This window comes from Streptomyces sp. NPDC091282, assembly GCF_044757385.1.
GTDB classification, from domain to species: Bacteria; Actinomycetota; Actinomycetes; order Streptomycetales; family Streptomycetaceae; genus Streptomyces; species Streptomyces gramineus.
Genome location: NZ_JBIVUX010000001.1, coordinates 489627 through 503106, shown reverse-complemented (window position 1 = coordinate 503106; position 13480 = coordinate 489627). Strand labels below are relative to the sequence as shown.

At 71.5% G+C, this 13480-nt stretch carries 14 protein-coding genes and 1 pseudogene; 3 read left to right on the top strand and 12 right to left on the bottom strand.

Features of this window, described 5'->3' with window-relative positions; all coding sequences use genetic code 11:
• Positions 1-58: 58 nt before the first annotated feature.
• The 8 genes from ACIQOE_RS02355 to ACIQOE_RS02320 form a co-directional block, all read right to left on the bottom strand.
• Entirely contained in the window at positions 59-1594 is a 1536-nt protein-coding gene (locus ACIQOE_RS02355; protein ID WP_401409077.1) for a DUF1996 domain-containing protein, read from the bottom strand.
• Positions 1595-1767: 173 nt separating this feature from the next.
• On the bottom strand, positions 1768-2418 hold the full coding sequence (locus ACIQOE_RS02350; protein ID WP_351325743.1) for a response regulator transcription factor: 651 nt from the start codon (positions 2416-2418) through the stop codon (positions 1768-1770).
• Positions 2403-3677, bottom strand: a complete 1275-nt coding sequence (locus tag ACIQOE_RS02345; RefSeq protein WP_365569885.1) for a sensor domain-containing protein — start codon at positions 3675-3677, stop codon at positions 2403-2405. The genes ACIQOE_RS02350 and ACIQOE_RS02345 overlap by 16 nt, the downstream gene beginning before the upstream one ends.
• Positions 3678-3825: 148 nt before the next feature.
• On the bottom strand, positions 3826-4836 hold the full coding sequence (locus ACIQOE_RS02340; RefSeq protein ID WP_401409073.1) for an NAD-dependent epimerase/dehydratase family protein: 1011 nt from the start codon (positions 4834-4836) through the stop codon (positions 3826-3828).
• 65 nt (positions 4837-4901) lie between these two features.
• A complete protein-coding gene (locus ACIQOE_RS02335) occupies positions 4902-5483 on the bottom strand; it encodes a winged helix-turn-helix domain-containing protein (RefSeq protein WP_365569891.1) in 582 nt (193 codons plus the stop codon).
• A 328-nt stretch (positions 5484-5811) separates the two neighbouring features.
• Positions 5812-6750, bottom strand: a complete 939-nt coding sequence (locus ACIQOE_RS02330) for a DUF6891 domain-containing protein (protein WP_401409070.1) — start codon at positions 6748-6750, stop codon at positions 5812-5814.
• An 85-nt stretch (positions 6751-6835) separates the two neighbouring features.
• A complete protein-coding gene (glnII, locus tag ACIQOE_RS02325) occupies positions 6836-7867 on the bottom strand; it encodes a glutamine synthetase (RefSeq protein ID WP_351325371.1) in 1032 nt (343 codons plus the stop codon).
• 283 nt (positions 7868-8150) lie between these two features.
• Entirely contained in the window at positions 8151-8861 is a 711-nt protein-coding gene (locus ACIQOE_RS02320) for a hypothetical protein (protein ID WP_401409066.1), read from the bottom strand.
• Between the two features lie 385 nt (positions 8862-9246).
• Here ACIQOE_RS02320 and ACIQOE_RS02315 point away from each other — a divergent pair, with 385 nt between their 5' ends.
• Together ACIQOE_RS02315 and ACIQOE_RS02310 are read left to right on the top strand one after the other, a co-directional pair.
• The gene (locus ACIQOE_RS02315) at positions 9247-9561 is read left to right on the top strand and encodes a hypothetical protein (RefSeq protein WP_351325367.1); all 315 of its coding nucleotides are present in this window, start codon (positions 9247-9249) and stop codon (positions 9559-9561) included.
• A gap of 499 nt (positions 9562-10060) precedes the next feature.
• Entirely contained in the window at positions 10061-10345 is a 285-nt protein-coding gene (locus ACIQOE_RS02310; protein WP_351325365.1) for a hypothetical protein, read from the top strand.
• Positions 10346-10370: 25 nt separating this feature from the next.
• Here the strand turns inward: ACIQOE_RS02310 and ACIQOE_RS02305 are convergent, their stop codons facing one another.
• From ACIQOE_RS02305 to ACIQOE_RS02290, 4 genes are all read right to left on the bottom strand, one after another.
• The gene (locus tag ACIQOE_RS02305; RefSeq protein WP_351325393.1) at positions 10371-10952 is read right to left on the bottom strand and encodes a hypothetical protein; all 582 of its coding nucleotides are present in this window, start codon (positions 10950-10952) and stop codon (positions 10371-10373) included.
• 2 nt (positions 10953-10954) lie between these two features.
• A complete protein-coding gene (htpX, locus tag ACIQOE_RS02300) occupies positions 10955-11875 on the bottom strand; it encodes a zinc metalloprotease HtpX (protein ID WP_362169695.1) in 921 nt (306 codons plus the stop codon).
• Between the two features lie 105 nt (positions 11876-11980).
• Positions 11981-12238 carry a hypothetical protein gene (locus ACIQOE_RS02295; protein WP_351325361.1) on the bottom strand — a complete coding sequence of 86 codons (258 nt, stop codon included), beginning with the start codon at positions 12236-12238 and terminating at the stop codon, positions 11981-11983.
• A gap of 365 nt (positions 12239-12603) precedes the next feature.
• Positions 12604-12972, bottom strand: coding sequence for a DUF6009 family protein (locus ACIQOE_RS02290; RefSeq protein WP_365569909.1), 369 nt, complete (start codon positions 12970-12972; stop codon positions 12604-12606).
• A gap of 231 nt (positions 12973-13203) precedes the next feature.
• Between ACIQOE_RS02290 and ACIQOE_RS02285 the strand changes: the two are divergent.
• Positions 13204-13479: pseudogene (locus tag ACIQOE_RS02285) on the top strand (tyrosine-type recombinase/integrase); the annotation flags it as partial.
• Position 13480 lies beyond the last annotated feature (1 nt).

The following is a 13480-nucleotide window of genomic DNA, read 5'->3' as shown; positions in this document are numbered from 1 at the left end:
GGCGGTGGGAGAATCCCACCGCCCGCTTCCGTGCTATCGGCTGTCGGCTACCTGCCGCTCACTGGCAGCGGCGGCCGGAGTTGATGCAGTTGGCGATCTTCGCCGCCAGGTTGTTCTTGGTGACGCTGATGAAGTCGTCGTGGTCGGTCGCCGCCTTGTGCAGCTGCTCCGGGAAACCGTCCACCGCGTAGGCGTTCTTCACCTGGCCGTTCTGCAGGGTCGGCGGGGTGATCTTGTAGACCAGGCGCATCGTCAGCTGCGGGATGGCCTTGAAGCCGTTGCCGCAGACACCGCTCGCCGGGTCCGCGAAGGCCACGTGCGTACGGTGGTTGGCGCTGTCGATGTTGGTGCCGTCCCAGCAGCTCTGGAAGGCGAACGTCCGGACCACGTTGCTGCCCCGCGGGCAGATCGGGTACTGCTCGGTCAGCTGGACCTTGTTCTCGAAGCCGGTGCAGCTCCAGTGCGCGTTGGCGTTGGCCAGACCGTTGGTCGTGGTCTTGGCGTCACCGGTGATGATGCGCAGGAACTGCGGCATCGCGACGACCTTGGCGGCCGGGCTGCCGACGTACTTGATCTCGGCCGACTGCGGGGTCAGGATCTTGCCGACGTTGCCTTCCTTGCCACCGCCGTCCGAGTTCTGGTCGAAGTCCTGCGAGCCGTCCTGCACGCGCACGACCGGCCAGTAGTACGACGACAGGTCGCTCTGGTTCTGGCAGGAGCTCGGCGCCGCCAGCATCGAGTCGTTGGTGGCGAAGGCGTTGACCTTCTGGTTGCCGACGTAGTCGTGCAGGTGGTGCGCGCCGTTGGCCACGCCGGGCGCCACGATGACGTTGTCGGTGTTGTGGTTCTTGTTGGCGTTCACGCCGCAGCGGGTGGTGAAGGTGCCCGTCGAGGCGGTGCGCTGCTTCTGCGGCTTGGCCAGGACGTTCGGCGCGACCCTCGTGATGTCCACGAAGTCGGCCGCGACCGGGCCGTTGCCCGCCTGCCCGCCGATGTTGGCCGGCGCGCTGGCGCTGGCACTCGGCGCCGCGGTGGCCTGGCCGCCGTTGTTCTGGCCGCCGTTGTTCTGACCGCCGTTGTTCTGGCCGCCGTTGTTGTTGCCACCGCCGGCGGTGGTCTGGTTGGCGGCCTGGGTGGTGCAGGCGGCGAGCTGGGCCAGCGAGCTGTCGAACCTGCCGCCGACCCGGGTGATGTCGATCCGGATCCGGTCGATCGTGGCCGCCCGCTTCTCCTTCAGGGGGCCGACGATCGCGTTCTGCACGAAGTTCGCGTCGTTCGCCTGGGCCTGCCGGGTGGAGGCGAGACGGGCGTAGGCCTCGGTGATCTGCTTGTCGAGCTTCGCCAGTTCCATCGCCACCCCCTGCCTGGCCTTCCACGGCACGTTGGTCAGCTTCTGACCGACGTCCGGGCAGGAGATCGTCGCGACCGACGAGGCGGCGGCCTTGGTGTAGTTCTGGGCCGAGTTGTTCGACTCATGCGCAGAAGCGTTCATCTGTGCCCAAAGCAGCCCGCCCCCACCGAGCACTAGGGCCGCCGATGCGGCTATGGCCTTGGTGGCCAGCGGCGTACGGCGTTTGCGTGTGTTGCGTCCCATGGAACTCCTCTGACTTCCTTGGCGGGGCAGCATCGAGGCGCCCGACAGGAGTGAAGCGGCGCCCTCTCATACGCAGGCCGCCTCAGTGGTGTTCAGCCGTCTCATGAATTCATCAGAGACTTGTTACCGACTTGGGTCACAACTGCCGTTTGAGCAGGGCGACTTCTGGAAAATCAGCGGTCGCGGTCCAGATACGCGAGCACCGCCAGGACGCGCCGATTGTCATCGTCCGACACTTCGAGTCCCAGTTTGGTGAAGATGTTGGAGGTGTGCTTGGCGATGGCCCGTTCCGTCACCACGAGCTGGCCGGCGATCGCCGCGTTCGAACGGCCCTGCGCCATCAGCTCCATGACCTCCAGCTCCCGTCGTGTCAAGGCCTCCAGGGGCCGGTCGCCGGCCCGCCGGGACAGCAGCTGCTGGATCACCTGCGGATCCATCGCCGTACCGCCCGCCGCGACCCGCCGCACCGCGTCCACGAACTGCTCGGCGTCGAACACCCGGTCCTTCAGCAGATACCCCACCCCGCCGCTGCCGTCGGCCAGCAGCTCCCGCGCGTACAGCTGCTCCACGTGCTGGGAGAGCACCAGCACCGGCAGCCCCGGCCGGTCCCGGCGCGCGGTGAGCGCGCACTGCAGCCCCTCGTCGGTGTGCGTGGGCGGCAGCCGTACGTCGACCACGGCCACGTCCGGTTCCAGTTCGGCCAGGGCGCGGGCGAGTTCGGGGCCGGTCTCGACGGCGGCGGCGATCTCGAAGCCGTAGGCCTCCAGCAGCCGCACCAGCCCGTCGCGGAGCAGGAACAGGTCTTCGGCTAGGACAACGCGCACGGAATCTCCATGGTGACCATGGTGGGACCGCCCGCGGGGCTGCTGACGGCCAGGACGCCGTCGAATGTACCGAGCCGCCGCTCCACGCCGGCCAGGCCCGACCCGGCGCCGATCACCGCGCCGCCCCTGCCGTGGTCGGTGACCGAGATCCGCAGCATGCCCGTGCCGTCCGGGACGTGGTGCACGTCCACCCAGATCCGGTCGGCGCCGGAGTGCTTGACCGCGTTGGTCAGCACCTCGCTCACCGCGAAGTACGCGGCCGACTCCACCGGCGCGTCCGCCCGGCCGGGCAGGTCCACCGTCACCTCCGTGGGCACCGGCAGCCGCAGCGCCAACGCCCGTACGGCGTCCCCGAGTCCGCGCTCGGCGAGCACCGGCGGATGGATGCCCCGCACCAGGTCGCGCAGCTCGCCCAGGGCCTCCACGGACGCCTGCCGGGTCCGCGCGAGCAACTGCCGCGCCTGCTCGGGGTCCTTGTCCAGCAGCATCTCGACGGTCCCCAGGTCCATGCCCATGGCGACCAGCCGGGCCTGCGCGCCGTCGTGCAGGTCCCGCTCGATGCGCCGCAGTTCGGCCGCCGAGGTGTCCACCGCGTCCTTGCGGGTCTCGGTCAGCACCCGCACCCGCTCGGTGAGTTCGCCCTGGCCGGGCGCGAGGACCGCGCGGGTGAGCCTGAAGTGCGCGGTCAGCAGGGCCGGCGCCCAGCGGTATCCGGCGACGAGGATGACCGCGCCGAGCCCGGCGGCGGCGAACGCGGTGCCCTGACCGGTGACCGGCACGAAGCCGTACCAGTAGCCGTCCCCCAGCACCCGCCACAGCCCGGCGGCCACCGCGAACCCCTGCACCGGATAGAACACGAGCAGCGCCGGCAGCAGCGCGGTCGCGAACCCGGCCGTCATGTCCGCGAGCAGCCACAGCACGTCCCGCCCGACCTGCGGGTCCCGGAGCAGCGCGAGGGTGCGGGTCCACGGGTTGGCGCTCGCGGGCAGCGGCCGGTACGCGGACCTGATCCGCATCCCGCACCACTCGTCGGCGAGCCGCCGCCGCACGTCGGCCACCTCCCGCACGCCGCCAAGGACCGCCGGGGTGGTGAGGATGCCGAGGCCGGCCGGGATCAGCGCGACGGAGACCGCCGTCAGGACGAAGCAGATGATCGAGAGCGCCGGCATCACCAGCGCCAGCACCAGCCCCCGCACGGCGGCAAGCACGACCTCCCGCGTCCTGTCACGGAAGCCCCCGCTGTTCGTGTTCGTCGTCATGGCGCCAGTCTCTCCGACCCCCGCGCCACGGGTCACTGGCCCAAGGCCCCGTCCCGGGGGGTGGTGCCAGGTACACCCCCGGGGACCGCCGTGACCCGTCAGGGGCGCGGCGAACCGCGCGGCGGACCCGCACCGGGCCGCGGATCGGTCACGGCCCCTCCGCCGGCAGGCCGAGCACCCTCGCCTCGACGACGGGGTCCAGCCCGACGGCCGGCCAGTCCGGTCGCGTCGGCGCCTCGCCGCCGGTCTCGCGCAGCCACCGCCAGGTGTCCGCCACGGTCTCCTCGGCGGACCGGCACACCAGTCCCGTCCCGACCGCCCGCTCCACGTCCACGCGGTGCAGCGCGTCGTACGACTCGCTGCCCGGCGGCAGCCACACCGGCAGCTGGACCCACGGTTCGATCCCGGCGGCGAGGATCACGTCGGGGTCGGTCCAGCGCAGCTCCGCGGCCGAGCCGGTGACCCGGCGGCAGGCCTTCAGGAGCGCGCCCATCGTGGTCCGCCCGGCCGGCCCGACCAGGTTGTACGGCCCCGACAGGTCCCGCTCGACCGCGCTCAGCGTCCACTCGGCGAGATCACGCGCGTCCACGAACTGGACGGGCAGGTCGCGCGGGCCCGGTGCCAGCACCGGGCCGCCCCGGGCGATCCGGTTGAGCCACCACGGCAGCCGGCCGACGTTCTCGTACGGTCCGAGGATCAGCCCCGCCCGTACCAGCAGCGAGCCGTCCGCGCCGAAGGACTCCACGGCGGCCAGCTCGCCGCCGCGCTTGTCCCGTGCGTAGTCGGTCTGCCCGGCGTCCGGCGCGGCCCCGGTCACCAGGGCCGCGTCCTCGGCGGAGTCCGCGGGGCGCGGCCACGCGTAGACCGAGCAGCTCGACACGTACGCGTACCGTCCGGCGCGGCCGCGCAGCAGCCGTGCCGTCTCGCGCACCGCGCGGGGCGCGGCCGACCAGGTGTCGACGACCGCGTCCCACGTGGTGCCGTCGGCGAGCGCGGCGAGACCGCCGGGCACGGTCCGGTCTCCGGTCAGGGCCCGTACGCCCGGCGGGGGCCGGTGCCGTCCCCGGTTGAGGACGGTCACCTCCCAGCCGCGTCCCAGCGCCGCCGCCACCACGGCCCGCCCCACGAACTCCGAACCACCCAGCACCAGAAGTCTCATGCCGGTGATCGTGCCCGGAAGCGGCGCCAGGGGGAACGGGACTCTGCCGAGGGCAGAGCCGTCCGTCAGCGGCCGGCCGGCGGGGTGTACTTGTAGCCGACCCGGCGGACAGTCTGGATGGTCCTGCGGTGCTCCGCGCCGAGCTTGCGGCGCAGCCGGGCGACATGGACGTCGACGGTACGGCCGTCGCCGACGTGGCCGTAGCCCCAGACCGTGGTGACCAGCTGGTCGCGGGTGTGCACCCGGTTGGGGTGCGCGACCAGGTGGGCGAGCAGCTCGAACTCCAGGTAGGTGAGGTCGAGTTCGCGCCCGTCGACCTGTGCGGTGCGCTGCACGGGGTCGACGGTGACCAGCGGCCGGGTGCCGTCCGCGGCCGGGGCGCCGGGCAGGTCGGCCTCGTCCTCGGCGTCCGGCACCGCGACCGGCAGGAACGGCGGCCGCTGGTCCGCCGGGACCAGCACCAGGTAGCCGATCATCGGAGGCCGGCCCGGGAGGGCGGGCAGGGTGTGCTGCGGGGCGGGCAGCCAGGTGGCGCCCGGCGGCAGGAAGTCCGTCATGTCCACCACCTCGTCCCGGTCGACGGCACGCAGCCGGTGCCGGGCGGCGGAGGGGGCGGAGGCGGGGGAGAGGGAAGGAGTGGTCGCCATGAGACGTCAGCTCTTTCGCGCGAGGAGTTCGTCGGTCGGGACGACGGCCGCGATTCGTGGTCGGGCGCGCCGGGACGTTCTGCGTTCCGCGCTGGCCGAAGGCCGGGGTGTACGGCTTTAGAGGGCCCGCGCGTTCCTCACGCGGCAACACACCCGGTCGAAGTCGTGGTGCTGACGGGAAGGCCAGAAGGGCTCGAGGTCATGGCGCCCCGTCGCGCTGCACCTCTGATAGCCGGCCATGCGCCCATTGAAGCAGACACGGCCCGGAAACAGGACCCTCCTCTCACTGCTTGGACGCCTCCGTGACGGGATCCCGACCCCGCCCGTCTCAGCCGACCAGGCGTTTGTGCCAGGTCAGTGAGGTGAGTTCGATCGCCTTGGCCGGATCGCCGTCCCACACTGCGGACAGCCCGGCGGCGGTGAGGGCGGCGGTCACCTCGCGGCCGACCGCGGCGGTCGTCTCCGCGGAGCCGTCGAAGCCGCCGTAGTGGAGGCTCAGGCCGTGGCCCTCGGCGGCAGAGCGGGTGCTCTGTCGGTGGAAGAAGACGAAGCCCCGGGCGCCGCCCGCGTCCTCGGCCTCGGCGCCGATCTCCGCCGTGCCGCAGGACCGGCAGCAGGTGAAGTCCTCGCGGGCGACGACGCCTTCGCGCTCCAGCGCGGTGAACGCCCGGCTCAGCCGCTCCGGGTCGGTCGGCCCGGTCCAGGCCCGCTGCTCGGCCACCCGGGCCACCCAGAGCCGCTCCACGAGCTCGCGGGCCTGGGCCGCGGAGAGGGGTGCGGTGTCGTCCGGGCCCTCGTCCGCCATCAGTTCGACGGTCTCCCGGACCAGCCCGTCGATGCCCAGGTAACCGTCCCGCAGCAGGGCGCGCACCAGGTTCTCGGCGCGGGCCGCCACGTCGGCCGGGAGCGCGGGGGCCGGTGCGGTCGGCGGCAGCGGGACCGGTTCCCAGGCGATACCCGCGTCCCAGCCGTCGTCCCGGCGCGCCCAGCCGGCCAGCAGCCGGGCCACCCGGTCCGGGTCGTCGAGGTTCGTACCGGCGAACTCGTCGGCACCGCGCCGGTGTTCGAGGCGGTAGTCGCCGTCCTCCTCGTGCCAGACCTGCGCGAACTCCCGCGGCAGGTCCCGGACGCGCTGGACGACCAGGAAGCGGTTGCCGGCCGGGCCGAGCCCGCGCACCGCCTCGCGCAGCCCGTCCGGCGTGCTCCACAGATACCTCCGCCCGTCTTCCGTACGGGCGTTGACGGCGAGCTGCTCCTCGGTCTCCACGCGCCCACCATGACACGCGCCGCCGACAACGCCGTGGGGGGCGTCCACCGCCGGCGGTGGACGCCCCCCACGAGAACCGCGCGGATCAGACCTGGGCGGCCTTCTCCAGGGCGGTGCAGCAGGTGTCGACGATCAGCCGGGTCACCAGGTACGGGTCGACGTTGGCGTTCGGACGGCGGTCCTCGATGTAGCCCTTGCCGTCCTTCTCGACCTGCCACGGGATGCGGACCGAGGCGCCGCGGTTGGAGACGCCGTAGGAGTACTCGTTCCACGGGGCGGTCTCGTGCAGGCCGGTCAGGCGGTCGTCGATGCCGGCGCCGTAGTTCTTGACGTGGTCGAGCGGCTTGGAGCCCTCGCCGAGCGACTCGCACGCGGTGATGATCGCGTCGTAGCCTTCGCGCATCGCCTTGGTGGAGAAGTTGGTGTGCGCGCCGGCGCCGTTCCAGTCGCCCTTGACCGGCTTGGGGTCGAGGGTGGCGGAGATGCCGAAGTCCTCGGCGGTGCGGTAGAGCAGCCAGCGGGCCACCCACAGGTGGTCGGAGACCTCCAGCGGGGAGACCGGGCCGACCTGGAACTCCCACTGGCCGGGCATGACCTCGGCGTTGATGCCGGAGATCGCCAGGCCCGCCTTGAGGCAGTTGTCCAGGTGGGCCTCGACGATCTCGCGGCCGAAGATCTCGTCGGCGCCGACACCGCAGTAGTAGCCGCCCTGCGGGGCCGGGAAGCCGCCCTCGGGGAAGCCCAGCGGACGGGCGCCGTCGAAGAAGGTGTACTCCTGCTCGATGCCGAAGATCGGCTCCTGCGCGGCGAACTTCCCGGCGACCTCGGCCAGCGCGGCGCGGGTGTTGGAGGAGTGCGGGGTGAAGTCGATGTCCAGGACCTCGCACAGGACGAGGACGTCGTCGCCGCCGCGGATCGGGTCCGGGCAGGTGAAGACCGGCTTCAGTACACGGTCCGAGGAGTGCCCCTCGGCCTGGTTCGTGGAGGACCCGTCGAAGCCCCAGATCGGCAGCGCGTCGAGACCGGCGGGGGCGCCCGCGATGATCTTCGTCTTCGAACGCAGCTTGGCCGTCGGCTCGGTGCCGTCGATCCAGATGTACTCAGCCTTGAAGGTCACGGGCCACATCCTTCGGGTGGGTCGGGCGCACTTGCGGGTGCAGCGGCGCTACGGCACTGGGGCGCCTCGGTGTTGCCCGGCAGCCTGTCAACAGGCGATTTCCCGATCATTGCTCGAATGTGAACCCGGTGTTACCTGGCGGTTCTGTGGTGCGGCTCACGTTGTGAGGCGCGGTCCGGCGGGGTACGGAGCCCATTTCGGGCGCCGTGCGCGGCCCCGGTGCGGCGGCCGCCGGCTTTCCCTCCGTGAAAGCCGGCGGCCGGGCCGCGTCCCGCCGCGCCGGTCAGCCGACCTTCTGGATCAGCGCCCGGCGGATGAGGAACTTGCCGGGCTCCCTGACCTGTTCGAAGGCGGCGTTGTTGAGCAGCACGCAACTGCCCGACACCGAGGTGACCTTCACCGTCGTGGACTTGTTGTTGTCCAGGTTGGTGACCTTCAGCGTGGTTCCCGCGGGGAACTGGTTGCTGGAGGCGGCCGGGGCGCCGGCCTCGCCGGACAGCGTGACGGTGGAGCCGTTGCAGACCTGCTGGCCCGCGGCCGCGGCGCCGCCCTGGGCGTTCCCGGCGGCCGCGCCCTTCGAGGGCGCCGCCGGTGCGGCCTGCTGGCCGTTCTGGCCCGTCTGACCGGTCTGGCCCGTCTGCGCGCCGCCCGCCGCCTGGGAGCCCTGAGCCGACTCCCCAACGGCGCAGCCGGACGCCTGCTGCTGGACCTTGATCTGTGCGATCACCGCTTCACGGTTGCTGATCCGGGCCGCCGACTGGGCGTCCGGGTTCGCCTTCTGGTCCGCGATGAACTTCTGGTTGTTGCCGAGCGCGGTGGCCAGTCCCGAGCAGACGGTCGAGTCCGCGGCCGACGACAGCGTCCTGGCGTTCTGCGGGGACTGCGCGGCGTTCGAGGTGGACGCCAGGACGAAGGCCCCGCCGCCGGCCACGGCAGCGGCGCCGACCAGCAGGGCGATCGACTTCTTGGCGCCGAGAGTTCTCCTACGCGACATGCGCGCCTCCTGGGAGGGGTGGGGGAACGTACGCCGCTATGTACGAGATACCGAACGGAGTTACTCAACGGTTACCGGAGTCACCGAAGTAACCTGCGTCACAAGGGAGTTGAGACCCGCTCCGCTCTCGTCACCGCCGGCCCCTGACCGGGGCCTCCCGGACCGCCCCGTCGCGCGGCCGACACCGGCCATGTTCGATTTTTCCGGTGCCTCACGCGCACCACCCGAAACCACCGAACCAGACCCGCAATATCCGCTCCTACCTGCTGTTTTGACGGACCGTTCAGGACCTCCGATTGTCAGTGGCGGCCGGTACACTGGAAGCAGTGTTCGAGAGAGTCGCCGGAGTGTCCGGTGGCCCTCTGACCGCGACAGGAGGATGCCTGTGCCCGCTGCCGCTCTGAAGCCGAAGCCGTTGCCGACCCAGTCCACCGCGAAGCGTGCCGTCCTGCTCGACTCGCCCTACGCGCCGGCGGAGAAGCGCCCGCTGCCGGCCGGGCGGCCCCGCGACTGGTACGTCACGCACAACCGCCGCCTCAAGGCCATGCGCCTGGCCATCGCCCTGCTCGACTCCGGCGTCTACCTGCCCAGCCAGGCACGTGACGAGACGATCCGGAGCACGGCGCTGAGCGTCGGCATCCATCCGCCGTCGGACACCACCTGCCACATGGTGCGGGCGCTGATGCGGTACTCCCGGTGACCCGGTGACCCGGTGACCCCGTGCGCCGGGGCGGCCGTCAGGCCCGGCCCCGGCGCCTTCACCGCCGTGACGGCCGCCGTCCCCGCCGACTGCTCCAGGCCGCCGCGGGCATCTTCCCCGGCCGGACGACCGGGTCCAGGGCCGCGCCCACTGTCGGCGCCGCGCGAGCGACCCCGCGGACACCGACGCGATGGACCCGAAGGGCCCGTGCGGGTACGCCGCCCTCGGCGCGGCGGTCACCGCGGGCCTCTCGATGGCGCCCCCCGGGAGCCCGAACCGGTCCCGGCGCCGCGGCCGCTCCCGAAAAGCGGATGCACGCCGAGTGACCGGATCCCTACGCTGGAGATCCGTTCCGGAGCGGTCCGCCACCGCTTTCCGAAGAGCCGACCGCGCTCGCGGACTCGGGGCTACTCTGCTACGCACCGACGGACGGCCGCCCGTCCCCCGCGTGCCGTCGGACCCGTCGACCGCTCACACACCCACGCCACGGAGGCCCGTCATGGGCACCATCGTCCTCTCCGGGACCGTCGTCCTGGTCATCCTCGGATTCGGGAACCACAACTGGTGGCTCGCCGCCGTCGCCCTGCTCTTCCTGTACGTCCACTACGGGCGCGGCTCGTCGTCGGCATCCTCGTCGGGCGGAGCGCCCGGCGCGGGCGGGGGAACACCCGACGACTATCGGACTTACCGCGACCGCCGCGACCGGCAGGCCAGGTGGGAGCGCCGCTACCGGCGCGAGCGGCCGCTGGAGTTCCGGCGCCAGGAGCGCACCAAGGGCTCGTAGGAACCCGCGCGGACGCGCCGGCCGGTCAGAGGCCGGGCGCACCCCACACCGGGAACCAGCGGCCGAGGTCCGGTTCGGTCCGCAGGTCGTCGGCGAGAGCCGCCTTCACCTGCAACTCCAGCGCGCTGTCGCGCTGTTCACCCGAGCCCAGCGGCGCGAAGGGATAGAACGTGCCCCTCTTGTAGAGGTACACGAGCGCGAGCCGGCGCCCGCGCTCGTCCTCGAAGGAGGCCAGGGAGCACAGCAGTTGCGGGCCGAAGCCGTTGACCTCCATCGAACTGTTCACCGCGTGCAGGTCGTTGACCAGCTGCGGAAGCTGGTCGGGCGGGCGCCGTGAGACCAGCCAGGAGTAGCCGTAGGAGTCCAGGGAGAGTTCGACCGGCACGCCGCCGCGCTCGGTGTCGGCGTCCAGGAGCGCCTGCACCTCGCGGTGGGTCTGCTCGAAGGCGGCGCCCTCCACGGTGGCGAAGCACACCGCGCCCAGCCCGGTGGGCCGGAACCCGGCGGCCGCCTCCAGGGTCACTGCCGCCGACGGCAGCGCGAACAACGCGTCGAGGTCGGGGGCGACGGGCCTGGTGCGGCCGAGCAGGATGTCCAGGAACCCCATGCTCACCCGGCCTTTCCGGGCGTCGCCGCCTCACCCAGTTCCGCGGAGATCCGCCCGAGCTGCTCAAGGCGCTGCTCCAGGGGCGGGTGGGTGGAGAAGAAGCGCTCGATGCCGGGCTCCTTGCCGGTGGCCGGGGTGAAGTAGAAGGCGTTGAAGGCCTGGGCGGTCCGCAGGTCCTTGGTCGGGATCCGGGCGATGTCACCGGAGACCTTGGTGAGCGCGGACGCCAGCGCCGAGGGCCGCCCGGTGAGCTGGGCCGCCGCCCGGTCAGCGGCCAGTTCCCGGTACCGGCTCAGCGCCCTGATCAGCAGGAAGCTGATCGCGTACACGGCCGCGGAGACCCCGATGACGGCGGCGAGGACGGCGGCCGTGTTCTGGTCCCGGCGGCCCCCGCCGAAGATCTGCGAGTAGAACGCGAACCGCACGACCAGCCCCGCGATCACCCCGAGGAAGGACGCGACCGTGATCACGGCGACGTCCTTGTGCGCCACGTGCGACAGCTCGTGCGCGAGCACTCCCTCCAGCTCGGCCGGCTCCAGCCGCCGCAGCAGACCCGTGGTCACGCAGACCACCGCGTGATCGGGATTGCGTCCGGTCGCGAACGCGTTCGGCATGTCCATCTCGGACACGGCGACCACGGGCTTGGGCATGTCTGCGATGGCGCACAGCCGGTCCACCACCGCGTGCAGCTCGGGATACTCCTCGCGCTCCACGACCCGCCCGCGCATGGCGAACATCGCGATCCGGTCGGAGAACCAGAACTGCGCCACGAACATCGCGCCCACCAGCACCACGACCAGCAGCCACGACTTCAGCAACACGATCAACGCGGCCACGAAGCCCACGTACAGCAATCCGAGCAGGAACAGCGTGACCGTCATCCGCACGGTCAGCCGCCGGTCGCTCCGGAAGCGGCTCTGCATCTGCCATCACCCCGCAGTCAGGCACTCGTCCCGCTGTCCAGTGTGCACCTGCCGGCGCCCATGGAACGGTTGCGAACGTCCCCAGTGGCGGCAAAAGGTCGCTCCCTAGTACGGCGACCGCGTCTGCAGGTAGCCCAGCACGACGATCACCGCCGCCACGCACCCCAGCACCAGCGCCGTCGACACCCAGGACGACCGCCGCGGTGCCGCCGGTCCCGGATCCGGCCGGAACGGCACCGGGCCGGGCGGGTTCTCCCGCCACCGGGCGGCCAGCATGCGCGCCCGCGCGGACGGCTCCTTCCGCTCCGCCTCGGCGGCCCACCGGAAGTCGAACTCCCGCTCCTCGTCACCCTGACCGGACATCCCGCATCCCCCCGTGTCGAACGCCAGTACCGACGCACGATACGACGGCGCCCCCGTCCCGAGAAACGGGAACGGGGGCGTCCGTGGCCGGAAGGGGCGCCTGTCACACGTCGAAGAATTGATGTTGCGGTGGTGCTACCTCGGAGCCCTCTTCGCAGGGTCACTCTGACCAGCCGGAACGTCGTCATTGCCTGTCGTTGTTGGTCGCCGTCGGCCACCCAGGGACGGCCCCACCCAGGCGGCCCGGAGGAGCCCTCGCAGCGTCGTGCGACCGGGCCAGCACTGACCTGCACTGGTACGGATGATCGCGTTAATCCGCTGCCCTACCGTCCCTCCACAGAGCATGCTTGGGTACTGCCAACGCTCTAGGCGTCGGGCAGAGGCGCTCCCCATGCCCGCTCAGTGAGTTCACCCCAAACACCCGGCGCAACCGTTCGAGGGTCGACGGCTTCGCTGGTTGCTGTGCTCTCGTACGTTCCGTCCGGTTGCTCCGACCTGTCATAGTCCTTGACCCAGAAGACACGCCGGATGAACTTGCCTGGTACGTCACCAGCCGGGGCGTCAGGGCGAAGGACTGCGTAGCCGACGCGGCGGCCACTTCCAGTCCACGGGACAGGCCGCCGTCGAGACGAGACGGACAGTTCGACCGACTGCCTGACGTAGTCGAACCCCTCAACCTCTTCTGTCCAAACGATGCCGTCCTCGTGCTCGAGAGCCCTGGGGTTCTCGCTCATCGTCCCTCCCACAGACTTGGGGCCAGAGTCACAGTGTGGCCGCAGCCAGATGGAGGACCACCTACTTCCGACCCCTCTGTATCGGCGTCGAGCCGCCCTGCGGCCAGCGGATACCGGATGTGCTGAGCATCTGGGACGGGCGCCGTGGACACGCGATCAGCTCCGGCAAAAAGGATCAACATTGCGGCGTGCTCCCGATGTCCAATCAAGCAGCAGGGCGCCGGCGACGACGTCATCCCCGAGCGCGTGCCGGGGGAGCGGTTCAAGCAGTCGCGTGAGCACGGTATGCGCGCGTTGCGGCACTACTACGCATCGGTCTTGCTGGACTCGGGGGAGAACATCAAGGCCTTGGCCGAGTACCTCGGTCACTCCGACCCGGGATTCACGCTCCGGACGTACACGCACCTCATGCCGAACAGCCAGGATCGGGCTCGCAAAGCCATTGATGCCGCATTCGGCGCGCCCGTCGCGGACGGCCGCCCCGATGAGGGCGAGGCGCTGTCCTAGG

Bases quoted from the DNA above. Each gene is read 5' to 3' on its own strand.
- ACIQOE_RS02290 (WP_365569909.1), bottom strand. From the start codon at position 12,972: ATGAGCGAGAACCCCAGGGCTCTCGAGCACGAGGACGGCATCGTTTGG.
- htpX (WP_362169695.1), bottom strand. From the start codon at position 11,875: ATGCAGAGCCGCTTCCGGAGCGACCGGCGGCTGACCGTGCGGATGACG.
- ACIQOE_RS02345 (WP_365569885.1), bottom strand. From the start codon at position 3,677: ATGACGACGAACACGAACAGCGGGGGCTTCCGTGACAGGACGCGGGAG.
- ACIQOE_RS02320 (WP_401409066.1), bottom strand. From the start codon at position 8,861: ATGTCGCGTAGGAGAACTCTCGGCGCCAAGAAGTCGATCGCCCTGCTG.
- ACIQOE_RS02305 (WP_351325393.1), bottom strand. From the start codon at position 10,952: ATGGGGTTCCTGGACATCCTGCTCGGCCGCACCAGGCCCGTCGCCCCC.
- ACIQOE_RS02340 (WP_401409073.1), bottom strand. From the start codon at position 4,836: ATGAGACTTCTGGTGCTGGGTGGTTCGGAGTTCGTGGGGCGGGCCGTG.
- ACIQOE_RS02355 (WP_401409077.1), bottom strand. From the start codon at position 1,594: ATGGGACGCAACACACGCAAACGCCGTACGCCGCTGGCCACCAAGGCC.
- ACIQOE_RS02295 (WP_351325361.1), bottom strand. From the start codon at position 12,238: ATGTCCGGTCAGGGTGACGAGGAGCGGGAGTTCGACTTCCGGTGGGCC.
- ACIQOE_RS02310 (WP_351325365.1), top strand. From the start codon at position 10,061: ATGGGCACCATCGTCCTCTCCGGGACCGTCGTCCTGGTCATCCTCGGA.
- ACIQOE_RS02335 (WP_365569891.1), bottom strand. From the start codon at position 5,483: ATGGCGACCACTCCTTCCCTCTCCCCCGCCTCCGCCCCCTCCGCCGCC.